Annotated in this window: 8 protein-coding genes and 3 tRNA genes; 9 read left to right on the top strand and 2 right to left on the bottom strand. The window is 37.1% G+C overall.

Features of this window, described 5'->3' with window-relative positions:
* Positions 1-48 precede the first annotated feature (48 nt).
* From CWO92_RS14945 to CWO92_RS14935, 3 genes are all read left to right on the top strand, one after another.
* Positions 49-123: transfer RNA gene (locus CWO92_RS14945), tRNA-Asn, on the top strand.
* 11 nt (positions 124-134) lie between these two features.
* Positions 135-225: transfer RNA gene (locus CWO92_RS14940), tRNA-Ser, on the top strand.
* Positions 226-231: 6 nt separating this feature from the next.
* Positions 232-303, top strand: a tRNA-Glu gene (locus CWO92_RS14935).
* A gap of 572 nt (positions 304-875) precedes the next feature.
* Here the strand turns inward: CWO92_RS14935 and CWO92_RS14930 are convergent.
* Complete coding sequence (locus CWO92_RS14930) at positions 876-1,799, bottom strand: 1,4-dihydroxy-2-naphthoate polyprenyltransferase (protein WP_101355010.1); 924 nt, start codon at positions 1,797-1,799, stop codon at positions 876-878.
* A 339-nt stretch (positions 1,800-2,138) separates the two neighbouring features.
* On the opposite strand from CWO92_RS14930, the gene CWO92_RS14925 reads away from it, so the two are divergent.
* The 6 genes from CWO92_RS14925 to menC all read left to right on the top strand — a co-directional run bounded on the left by CWO92_RS14925 (position 2,139) and on the right by menC (position 9,927).
* Positions 2,139-3,527: an isochorismate synthase gene (locus CWO92_RS14925; RefSeq protein ID WP_233270002.1), complete on the top strand. Its 1,389-nt coding sequence runs from the start codon at positions 2,139-2,141 to the stop codon at positions 3,525-3,527.
* Positions 3,520-5,268: a 2-succinyl-5-enolpyruvyl-6-hydroxy-3-cyclohexene-1-carboxylic-acid synthase gene (menD, locus tag CWO92_RS14920; RefSeq protein ID WP_101355009.1), complete on the top strand. Its 1,749-nt coding sequence runs from the start codon at positions 3,520-3,522 to the stop codon at positions 5,266-5,268. Before CWO92_RS14925 ends, menD begins: the two co-directional genes overlap by 8 nt.
* Positions 5,268-6,092 (top strand): 2-succinyl-6-hydroxy-2,4-cyclohexadiene-1-carboxylate synthase, encoded by an 825-nt coding sequence (gene menH, locus CWO92_RS14915; RefSeq protein ID WP_101355017.1) that lies wholly within the window; start codon positions 5,268-5,270, stop codon positions 6,090-6,092. The genes menD and menH overlap by 1 nt, the downstream gene beginning before the upstream one ends.
* Positions 6,093-6,153: 61 nt before the next feature.
* Positions 6,154-6,972, top strand: a complete 819-nt coding sequence (menB, locus tag CWO92_RS14910; RefSeq protein ID WP_101355008.1) for a 1,4-dihydroxy-2-naphthoyl-CoA synthase — start codon at positions 6,154-6,156, stop codon at positions 6,970-6,972.
* Positions 6,973-7,342: 370 nt separating this feature from the next.
* Entirely contained in the window at positions 7,343-8,827 is a 1,485-nt protein-coding gene (locus CWO92_RS14905) for an o-succinylbenzoate--CoA ligase (RefSeq protein ID WP_101355007.1), read from the top strand.
* The gene (gene menC / locus CWO92_RS14900) at positions 8,824-9,927 is read left to right on the top strand and encodes an o-succinylbenzoate synthase (protein WP_101355006.1); all 1,104 of its coding nucleotides are present in this window, start codon (positions 8,824-8,826) and stop codon (positions 9,925-9,927) included. Before CWO92_RS14905 ends, menC begins: the two co-directional genes overlap by 4 nt.
* Positions 9,928-10,116: 189 nt before the next feature.
* On the opposite strand, the gene CWO92_RS14895 is transcribed toward menC, so the two are convergent.
* Positions 10,117-10,278 carry a DUF1540 domain-containing protein gene (locus CWO92_RS14895; protein ID WP_083489246.1) on the bottom strand — a complete coding sequence of 54 codons (162 nt, stop codon included), beginning with the start codon at positions 10,276-10,278 and terminating at the stop codon, positions 10,117-10,119.
* Between the last annotated feature and the right edge of the window lie 42 nt (positions 10,279-10,320).

The raw sequence follows: 10,320 nt of genomic DNA, 5'->3' as shown, positions 1-10,320 counted from the left end.
AGGCCCACCAGAGTTTTTTGCAATAGCAAAATAACTTTCAATTATTGTTCCGCAGTAGCTCAGTGGTAGAGCTATCGGCTGTTAACCGATCGGTCGTAGGTTCGAATCCTACCTGCGGAGCCATTTTTATGTCTGGGGAAGTACTCAAGTGGCTGAAGAGGCGCCCCTGCTAAGGGTGTAGGTCGCGTAAGCGGCGCGAGGGTTCAAATCCCTCCTTCTCCGCCATATTTTGGCCCGTTGGTCAAGCGGTTAAGACACCGCCCTTTCACGGCGGTAACACGGGTTCGAATCCCGTACGGGTCATACATAGTAAAAGAAAGGATTTCTCATAAAATGAGGAATCCTTTTTTTTTTTATTTTAAATGTAATATGAATCACATTTACCAATATATAGTGATGAATTACTCTATAGTAGAAGCCAACATAATGCTTGAGAAAGAATGGTAGAATGAATGTCATTCGGGGGCCACCCTTGGATCGAAAATAGTTCAGATATCTGTGTCTCCAAGGAACAATTTTGGTTTTTAGCGGAACTACGTTCGGTATAAAACCAGCATTTATCATCGTGATAATTCATTAATAACGGATTGTGAGTTCGCAAAGGTTGTAATAGGTTAGCTTTATTAAGGAAGTAGCGGAACGTGAGTCCAGTTGAAATGTGAGAAAGAAGAAGAAAAGGGTAACTAAGCTAAAGCAGAAGTTAGCTGGTAAAAATCAAGTAGAACTAGGTAGGCAAACTTTAGCAATGAGCCTATTGCTGAAAAAAGTAGAGTAATCCATTCAAAACAGGAATAGATAAAACAGCAGGATCTCAAGTAAAATAGTAAAAAAAGACTTCACTCCCAATACAAGGAATGAAGTCTTTTTTTTGTAGTTTATAAGAAGTGGGCGATTACTAAACCAATGGATAGCAGTAATCCAAAGAATGTGTTTGTTTGGGCTGTGGCCTTCATTGCGGGCACCATTTGTATTGGTTCTGTTTTTCCAATAAAACCTTTAACAGCGGTTATTGGTTTTGGAATACTAATCAAAATTAATAGAAGCCAAGGAGTAGCTCCTCCAAAAAGAATGAAAGCAATAATCCATACATATGAAACGGTGAACATAGCAGCAAGTAAATTAATTGCCTTTTTGCGTCCAATTAATATTGCAACCGTCTTTCGTCCGTTTTCCTTATCCCCGTCAAGGTCGCGAATGTTATTAGATAACATGATAGCTCCGATAAGAATCATAATTGGTATAGATATTAATATACTGTCTGCAGTTATTTCTCCAACTTGAATATAGAAAGAAATAAGAACAATAATGACACCCATGAAGAATCCTGATAAGAATTCACCAAATGGTGTATAGGCGATTGGATAAGGACCACCTGTATAGAAATAGGCAATTAGCATACAGACAGTTCCAATAACTGCAATCCACCAGGTAGTATTGATACAAATATAAACCCCCAACAGAATAGCAATCCCGAAAAATATAAATGCGAGTCTAAGGACAGTTTTAGGATGTACACCATTCCTTACAATTGCTCCGCCGATACCTACAGATTTTTCATTGTCCAGGCCTCTTTTATAGTCATAGTATTCATTGAACATATTGGTAGCAGCCTGTATTAATAAGGAAGCGATTAGCATTGCAATAAATAATGACACATTAAGATGTGTGTAGTGCAATGCCAATGCAGTTCCTAGAAAAACGGGCACAAAGCCGGCAGTTAATGTATGGGGTCTAGTTAATTGCCACCATATTCGCCAACCATGATCACGTTCTATTGTTGGTGATAATTGTTTACTCATTATAAGTCTCTCCCTTATATTGGTTCAAGGTTATGATAAAAAAGACATAACACTACAATCTAAAGTGTAGGTAAAGGAGAAGGTGGTGTCAATGAATTTTTATATGTATTGCAGTGAAAATATTCCTTTTTCAATCTGATAATATACAATAGCTGATTTATTGAGTCAAAATTATTATAATAGGAGAGGATGGGTGCAAAACTTGTCGAACATTGACTCTATTCTTATGGAGGTGTATCTTTAAGAATGGATGAATTCTTCATTAGTCATGTCCAAATTAGGACTATTTATTTTTATATACACTGTAGTTAAGATGTTATTGCCCTGGGGGAGATTTAAGTGAAATATTTGGATAAACAATTTGAAATGTCTTTAAAACAAGCGAAAGAAATAAATAAAACAATTTTATTCAGCTATACAGAAAAGGTTGCACTTCCACATCCTCTTCCAACATATTCATCTGTTATCCGCAATAGTGAAGATTATTTTTATTGGAAAGACCCTCAAAATGAGACCATTATAATTGGGATTGGCAATGTTCTTCAAATAGTTTCTGAACAGATAGATGAGAGATTCCATTTAGTAGAGGAAAAATGGGATAATATTTTAGAAAACGCTTTCATATATGATTCCGCAAATCAATCTGGGACAGGACCTTTATTATTCGGTGGTTTTACATTTGACCCCAATAATAGAAAAAAACCTGAGTGGGAAACATTTTCACATGCTACTTTTTTTGTTCCAGAAATAATGATTACGCTGAAAGAAAAGGAAAGTTTCCTTACTCTAAATGTCATGGTGAATCCAGAAAACGATACAACCATTTTAGAGCATTTGAAAAAGCAGATGATGAACATACTAAATCGTAAGGAACAAACATCTGATTTGTTACCTGCAATCATAGAGCAGGAAGAAATGAACCCGAAAGGCTGGAAAGAATCAGTTTCGAAAGTAGTTTCGTTATTAAAAGATGGATATTTAGATAAGGTAGTTTTAGCAAGAAAGATGAGAATAAAATTTCAGCAGAAAGTTGTGCCTGAAGTGTTATTAAATCATTTATTGGAACAACAGAAGGGCAGTTATGTGTTTTCGTTCGGTCTTGATAACGATAGTTTTGCTGGTGCATCCCCTGAACGTTTAGTGAAGAAAATAGGGGAAAATGTACTATCTACTTGTTTAGCAGGCTCGATAAAAAGGAGCGGTGATGCGAATCAAGATCAAGCTTTAGGAAAGATATTGTTAGAGGATAAAAAAAATAGACATGAACATCAGTTAGTAGTATCGATGATCGCAGATGTATTCCGTGAGCATTGTAGGGAGGTTGATATTCCAGATGAACCTACCTTAATGAAAACGCCGGATATTCAGCATTTGTACACACCTGTAAAAGGGAAAGTGAAGGAAAACACATCTATTCTTCATTTGGTAGAATCTCTTCATCCTACTCCAGCACTCGGTGGTACACCAAGACAGGATGCAATGAAAGTCATAAGGGATGTTGAAAATATGGACAGGGGCTTATATGCCGGACCTATTGGTTGGATGGATTATCGTGGTAATGGTGAATTCATTGTTGCGATTAGATCAGGTTTAATAAAAGGAAATGAAGCATTTATATATGCTGGGTGTGGAATTGTTGCGGATTCGAACCCAGAGGATGAATATTTAGAAACAAAAATTAAATTTCGTCCTATGCTTCGTGCATTGGGAGGAAAAGAAGATGAATGATCAAGAAAAACTAACAACATATTTAGCAGATTTTATACAGGAGTTGGTCTTTAATGGCGTCAAAGATGTTGTTATTAGCCCTGGATCTAGATCAACCCCATTGGCAATGATGATTGCTGAACATCCGGAACTTACTTACCATATTAATATTGATGAGCGTTCAGCAGCTTTCTTTGCACTTGGAATGGCAAAACAGACAAGAAAACCAGTAGCTCTGCTTTGTACATCTGGAACTGCTGCTGCAAATTATTATCCGGCAATCGTAGAGGCGAAAATTTCAAGAGTACCGTTGGTTGTATTAACTGCGGATCGTCCACATGAATTAAGGGATATAGGAGCGCCACAGACGATTGATCAAATTAACTTATATGGTAAACATGTGAAATGGTTTGTAGAAATGTCAATTCCGGATGAAAATGAGGAACTGCACTATTTTGTTAGGACTACCGCAGCAAGAGCGGTTAATATTTCTACGCAAGCACCAGCAGGGCCCGTCCATTTGAATTTTCCATTTAGGGAGCCGCTTATTCCAAGGCTAGATCCATCACCATTTGGTGAAGCAAAACAAGCAGTTAAAAGCACTCAAGGAAAATTATCTCTTTCAAATGGGGAAATGGAAAGGATTTGCATGGAGCTTGAAACACATCCAAAAGGACTAATTCTTTGTGGTGTTTTGGATGAACCGGGTTTTAAACAAGCGGTTCTAACCCTTTCCAATCAGTTAGGATATCCTATTTTAGCGGATCCGTTATCACAGTTAAGAAGTGGTTTACATAGTGGGGATACAATAATAGATAACTATGATTCCATCTTAAAAGACGGCAAGCATGAAGAGAAACTTTCTCCAGAAGTTGTTTTACGCTTTGGAGCTATGCCTGTATCGAAACCATTGACACTATTCCTTAAAAAGCTGAAAAATGTAGAGCATATTATTGTGGATAGTGGAAGCGGCTGGAGAGATCCTGTAAAAATGGGAACACAAATGGTCCATATGGATGAAGTTCTATTTTGTGAAGGTATTTCATCACTGATTAAACAAGAGCGAACAAGTAAGTGGCTCGAAATGTGGCAAACATTAAATGATAAGACGAGACAAATTGTTACACAAACAATAGAGGATGTTCAGGAACTGGACGAAGGCAGAGTAGTTTTAGAGCTAACCAAATTATTGCCTAATGACAGTACTTTATTTGTTGGAAATAGTATGCCAATAAGGGACGTAGATAGTTTCTTCCATACTAATCAAAAAAACATTCGGATAATGGCTAATCGTGGCGCTAACGGCATTGATGGTGTAGTGTCCAGCGCTGTTGGAGCAAGCGTCTATGCGGAAAATATGTTTTTGATTATCGGAGACCTTTCTTTCTTCCATGATTTAAACGGGCTTCTGGCAGCTAAAATGCATCATTTAAATATAACAATTATAGTCATTAATAATAATGGCGGGGGAATCTTTTCGTTTCTTCCACAAGCGGGTTCTTCCAAGAATTTTGAAAATTTATTTGGAACACCAATTGATATTGAGTTTGAATATGCAGTAAAAATGTACGGTGGAAACTATAAAAAGGTTGCAAATTGGGATGAATTCCAAACTTCCATCACAAGGGCGGTGGAAACATCAGGTTTAAATGTCATCGAAGTACCAACTAATCGTGAAACAAATGTTCAGATTCATAGAAAGATGTGGAATCGTGTTTCACAAGAAAAAGATCAATTTTTAACCGGTGATTCAGGATGTTGATGGATATTCATAATGTTCAATATCATATTAAAGTATTAGGAGAGGGTCAACCAGTCGTATTGTTGCACGGATTTACTGGTGATTTTTCTACATGGACTTTTCTTGCCGACTTTTTAAAAGATCATTATAAGGTAATCCTTGTAGATATTTTAGGCCACGGTAAAACAGATTGTCCTAATAATCCTTCTCGTTACGATATCGAACTGATTGCCGATGATTTAAAAGAAATACTAGATAAATTAGCTATAAAGAGTGCTAGTATTCTTGGCTATTCAATGGGCGGGAGATTAGCACTTACATTTGCACAAAAATATCCCGATAGAACGCGAAGATTAATATTAGAAAGTGCCTCTCCCGGCTTGGAACATGAAAAAGATAGAGCAGCTAGAAGAAAGCAAGATAAAATATTAGCAGAAAGAATAATTAAGGAGGGAATCGAAGCTTTTGTAGATTATTGGTCGAATATTCCTTTATTCGATACACAGAAATCTCTTGATTCCTCTTTACAAAAAAGTATAAGGTTACAAAGGTTATCTAATGATCCTGTTGGGCTTGCTAATAGTCTTTTAGGAATGGGAACGGGTAGTCAGCCATCTTGGTGGGACTCACTAAAAGACTTACCAATGCCCATTCTGTTAATGACAGGCGCTCTCGATTATAAATTTTGCAAGATAGCGGAAGAAATGAAAAATAAGATGCCCCATGCTAAATGGGTAACCATTCCAAATGTAGGACATGCAATTCATGTGGAAAGTCCGAGAAAGTTTGGTACAATAGTAAGGGAGTTTTTAACGGAAGCAGATAAATTAGGCTGTTTTTCGTAACATTTTGCACTATTACTGCAAAAAAATCTGATGGAACGTTAATGAACAAGGAGGAATAATAATGGCAGTAGAATGGATTGCTGAACGTAAATATGATGAAATTTTATATGAAACGTATAATGGTATTGCGAAGATAACTATTAACCGTCCTCATGTACATAATGCATTTACTCCAAAAACAGTAAATGAAATGATTGATGCATTTTCTTATGCACGTGATGATAGCAAAATTGGTGTCATTGTTTTAACTGGTGCTGGAGACAAAGCGTTTTGCTCAGGTGGGGATCAAAAAGTTCGCGGACATGGTGGTTATGTTGGAGATGACAATATTCCACGCTTGAATGTTCTTGATTTACAGAGATTAATCCGCTTTACACCAAAACCGGTAATTGCAATGGTTGCAGGTTATGCCATCGGTGGTGGACATGTACTGCATATTGTTTGTGATTTAACGATTGCAGCTGATAATGCCATTTTTGGACAAACTGGGCCAAAAGTAGGTTCATTTGATGCAGGTTATGGTGCAGGATACTTAGCACGCATTGTTGGTCATAAAAAGGCGCGCGAAATATGGTATCTATGTCGCCAGTATAATGCTCAGGAAGCATTGGATATGGGATTAGTAAATACAGTTGTTCCTTTAGAAAAATTGGAAGAAGAAACAATTAAATGGTGTAATGAAATTCTTGAGAAAAGCCCAACGGCACTTCGCTTCCTAAAGGCATCATTCAATGCTGATACAGATGGATTAGCAGGATTACAACAAATGGGCGGGGACGCTACACTTCTCTATTACACAACAGATGAGGCAAAAGAAGGTCGCGACGCGTTTAAAGAAAAACGCAAACCAGACTTTGGACAATTCCCTCGTTTTCCTTGATTGATTCATGTGAAAGCGCCTTGCCCCGTTGCGTATAGATGAGTGAAATTAGTTCTTCAAATTTCATCTTCGTAGTAGTCTTCGACTGAGAAAAAGAAAGCAGTGAGGTAGTTCACAAGCTTTTGAAAATGGCTTTCCATTTTCACCTGATGGTGAGTTACCGTAGCCGGAAAAATCCGCTAGCCAATAGGCGTTGCAACTGGACAAAAATGATCAAAGAGCTTGGTGGAATACCATCAAGCTCTTTTCTTAGGGTTGTTTTCTTTAAAAAATGGTTGTTTATCGAATCTGTGTTAATTCCTAGCTAGAACTAATCTTTAAGAAAAGATACTGTCTAAGTATTTATGTAGATAAAATGAAGGTGATCTGAATGGAAACAAACATTCCAAACTTTTTAAAGCAGCGTGCTTTTTTAACCCCTAACCGAAATGCACTTGTTTATGAAAATAAAGCATGGAGCTTTATCGAATTGTTTGAAGAGGCAAAAATATATGCTCAAAAAATATCTTCTTTAGGTATAAAAGAAGAAGATACAGTTGCCTTATTAGTGAAAAATCGTCCTCAAACAGTTTTTATCATCCATGCACTACAGCAATTACGTGTAAAGACTGTATTTTTAAATCACCGTTTAACCCCATCTGAATTGATATTTCAGCTAAAGGATAGTCAAGCTAAGTTATTAGTAAGTGACGACGATTTTATAAATATACAAAATGACATTCATTTATTATATGATTCCCTTCAACTTACCACCATTCAAGAGCTGAAACATTTGCCCAAGAAAGAAATGGAAGTTGTAAACGAATATATACTTTCTGATATATGTTCGGTTATGTATACATCTGGGACAACGGGTAATCCCAAGGGGGTCTTACAAACATTTGGAAATCATTGGTGGAGCGCCATTGGATCTGCTCTTAATCTTGGAATCAAAGAGGATGATGCATGGCTTTGTACCGTTCCTATTTTTCACATCAGTGGGTTATCTATTTTAATGAGAAGTGTTATTTATGGAATTCCTGTATATTTAATGGAGCAATTTGACGAGGTAAGAGTGAATAGATTATTACAGACAGGAAATATAACCATTATGTCGGTAGTAGGCACCATGCTGCAAAGAATGGTTACCTCGTTAAATGGACAAGGATATCATGAAAAATTTCGGTGCATGCTACTTGGCGGTGGTCCTGCTCCGCGGCCTTTACTGGAAGCTTGTGCGGAGAAAGGAATCCCTGTCTTTCAGTCCTATGGAATGACAGAGACTTCTTCGCAAATTGTTACTTTAGCGCCAGAAGATAGTATTAGAAAACTTGGTTCCGCAGGGAAACCATTATTTCCAGCTCAATTGAAAATCATTTCAGAGGGGAAAGGAAATATACCCAATGAACCTGGAGAAATTTTTGTGAAAGGACCTAATGTCACTATTGGCTATTTAAATAGACCTGAAGCGAATCAAAATAGTTTTGAAGACGGCTGGTTAAAAACTGGAGATATTGGATATGTAGATGAAGAAGGATATCTGTTTGTCATGGACAGGCGCTCAGATTTGATTATATCAGGAGGGGAAAATATATATCCGGCTGAAATTGAAGAGGTATTATTGGCCCATCCTAATGTCCGAGAAGCAGGAGTAACCGGAATAGCAGATGAGATATGGGGTCAGGTACCAATCGGGTTTGTCGTTTTGAATCATCCGGTATCGGAAGACGAATTACTCTCTTTTTGTAATCAGAAATTAGCGAAATATAAAATACCAAAAAAGATTTTCAAAGCAGAAGCATTGCCTAGAAATGCTTCCAATAAACTGCTGCGAAGAAAGCTAAAAGAAATACTTCCAAAGGATATGGAAAAATGAAGATAATAGAAGCACAGTTATCCATTATAAAAATGCCATTAAGATCCCCATTCTCCACTTCACTAAGCAAAGTAACCGAACGGGAAGCAATTATTATAGAAATAAGTGATGAGGAGGGAAGAGTTGGTTTAGGGGAGGCAGTTCCTTTTTCAACTCCTTGGTATACGGAGGAAACAGTGAAAACCGCCTACCATATGTTAAAGGATATCTTACTCCCAATCATCTTTCAGCAGCCTATCCAGCATCCGAGAGAGGTATCTAAAAGCTTCGAAGCAATTCGTGGAAATCATATGGCTAAGTCGGGTATTGAAACAGCTATTTGGGACTTATATGCTAAACAGCAAAGAAAGCCTCTATGGGAACTTGTTGGTGGTGTTAGAGACAGAGTTCCTGCAGGAGTTGTGGTAGGCACACAGGATCCTAAAGAGGCGATTGAGAATATAGCCATGTATTTACAGGAAGGTTATAAAAGAGTAAAAGTAAAAATCAAACCCGGTAATGACTATCATCTTTTGAATGAAATACGAAAGCATTACCCGACTCTAGACTTAATGGTGGATGCAAATTCTGCCTATTCCTTAAATGATGTCAAGGTCCTTCAGGCTTTGGATGAATTTCAGTTATTAATGATAGAACAACCACTGGGGATTGATGATATCGTTGAGCATTCTATTTTGCAAGAAAAAATAAAAACACCTATTTGTTTGGATGAAAGTATAGTTTCGCTTCATGATGCCAAAAGTGCCATTCATTTAAAAAGCTGTGGGGTCATTAATATAAAAATCGGCCGTGTTGGCGGTTTATGGAATGCTATTCAAATGCACGATCTATGTATTGCAAACAATATTAAAGTATGGTGCGGAGGAATGATTGAGTTTGGCATTTCAAAAGCGCATAATATTGCATTAGCAACTAAAAGCGGTTTTACCATACCTGGTGATATATCCTCGTCAAGCAGGTACTGGGAAGAGGATATAATTTCTCCAGAAATAATAGTACGAAATGGTGAAATAAAAGCACCAACAGGATTTGGAATTGGATATGAAGTAAATAAAAGTCGTTTAGAGAAAGTTACATTATATAAGGAAATATTTTCTTAAAAAAGAAATCGGCATTTTGCCGATTTCTTTATATAATACAAATTAATTTTGTTTCGCTTCAGTACCTATCGGCTAGCGGAATTCTAAGTAAGTCATCATTAGGTGAAAATACCCTTCTGCCTCGTTGAAATTAGAAGAGATAATTTCTGCATCCATTCACTGATAAGCAATGTGCTTGCGTGTTTCTTATTACCAATTTCCTTCAGGCTTAAAGGTTTTACAATCTGTTTCAGCTTGATTTTTGGCTTCGTGCCCTTTATGGCTTACTACATATATTTGATCAGCAGAGCATTTGTTTCCATCTTTCCAATAATGACAGTTGTTAACTTCACACAAAACATCCTTTGCCATCGTCATACCACCTCATTTTTATTAAAATTGATGATACATCCA

This window comes from Heyndrickxia camelliae (assembly GCF_002844575.1).
In the GTDB taxonomy this organism is placed as follows: Bacteria; Bacillota; Bacilli; order Bacillales; family Bacillaceae_C; genus Margalitia; species Margalitia camelliae.
The sequence above is the reverse complement of the archived record's forward strand: the minus strand, read 5'-3'. Positions and strand labels throughout refer to the sequence as shown.

Bases quoted from the DNA above. Each gene is read 5' to 3' on its own strand.
- CWO92_RS14930 (WP_101355010.1), bottom strand. From the start codon at position 1,799: ATGAGTAAACAATTATCACCAACAATAGAACGTGATCATGGTTGGCGA.
- menD (WP_101355009.1), top strand. From the start codon at position 3,520: ATGAATGATCAAGAAAAACTAACAACATATTTAGCAGATTTTATACAG.
- menH (WP_101355017.1), top strand. From the start codon at position 5,268: ATGGATATTCATAATGTTCAATATCATATTAAAGTATTAGGAGAGGGT.
- menB (WP_101355008.1), top strand. From the start codon at position 6,154: ATGGCAGTAGAATGGATTGCTGAACGTAAATATGATGAAATTTTATAT.
- CWO92_RS14905 (WP_101355007.1), top strand. From the start codon at position 7,343: ATGGAAACAAACATTCCAAACTTTTTAAAGCAGCGTGCTTTTTTAACC.
- menC (WP_101355006.1), top strand. From the start codon at position 8,824: ATGAAGATAATAGAAGCACAGTTATCCATTATAAAAATGCCATTAAGA.
- CWO92_RS14895 (WP_083489246.1), bottom strand. From the start codon at position 10,278: ATGGCAAAGGATGTTTTGTGTGAAGTTAACAACTGTCATTATTGGAAA.